Origin of the sequence: Microbacterium sp. p3-SID336 (assembly GCF_025143365.1) — a bacterium.
In the GTDB taxonomy this organism is placed as follows: Bacteria; Actinomycetota; Actinomycetes; order Actinomycetales; family Microbacteriaceae; genus Microbacterium.
The window spans coordinates 1-986 of record NZ_JALXPE010000109.1 but is presented as its reverse complement, the minus strand read 5'-3'; the positions used below and the strand labels follow the sequence as shown (position 1 = coordinate 986).

Here is a 986-nt window from a genome sequence, read left to right as displayed (position 1 = left end):
GGATGTGGGTTACCACACTCGCATCCTGACCGCGGAGGTCTTCGTGTCCCACGCTAACGCGCCTTTGACGCCGGAGGGTCGTCGTCGTCTTGTTGTTCTCGTCGTTGATGAACGGTGGTCGTTGCGGCGGGCGGCAGAACGGTTCCAGTGCTCGCCTGCAACGGTGAAGCGATGGGTAGATCGGTATCGGGCCGGACAGCCGCTGGTTGACCGTAGCTCGAGGCCGGTCTCGTCTCCGAACCGGCTGCCACGGAAGACAGAGCACCGGATCGTCGCGCTGCGGTTCACCCGCCGGTGGGGCCCGCACCGGATCGCGTATCACCTGCACCTGGCACGGGCGACGGTGGGTCGGGTGCTGGCCCGCTACGGCATGCCGAAGCTGGCGAACATCGACCAGGCCACCGGGCTGCCGGTGCGCAGACCGAAGCCGAAGCGGTACGAAGTCGCAGCCCCTGGCCAGCTGGTGCATGTCGACATCAAGAAGCAGGGTCGCATCCCCGACGGCGGCGGCTGGCGCGCACACGGCCGAGGATCTACCCAAGACCGCGCTGCGGGTTCGGTCCGGGACAAGGCAGCCAGGCAGGGAGCAGCAGGCTCCCGTGGCTACCGGTACCTCCATCACGCGGTCGACGACCATTCCCGGGTGGCGTACTCGGAGATCCTCGACGATGAACGCAAGGAGACCGCCGCGGGATTCTGGGTCCGCGCCAACGCGTTCTTCCAGGACCTCGGGGTGACGGTCACCGCGGTGATGACTGACAACGGTGCGTGCTACCGCTCGCACGTCTTCGCGGACGCTCTCGGCGAGGGAGTGAAGCACAAGTGGACCAGGCCCTACCGACCGCAGACGAACGGGAAGGTCGAGCGCTTCAACCGCACTCTCGCAGCCGAATGGGCCTACGCAGCCACTTACACCAGCGAAGACGAGCGCGCCGCCGCATACGAGACCTGGCTGCATCACTACAATCACCACCGACCCCACACCG

1 protein-coding gene is annotated in these 986 nt (G+C 66.6%); it reads left to right on the top strand.

Features of this window, described 5'->3' with window-relative positions; all coding sequences use genetic code 11:
* Positions 1-43: 43 nt before the first annotated feature.
* Positions 44-986 (top strand): IS481 family transposase (locus M3C17_RS18765; protein ID WP_259979567.1); only part of this gene is annotated, 943 nt, incomplete at its 3' end.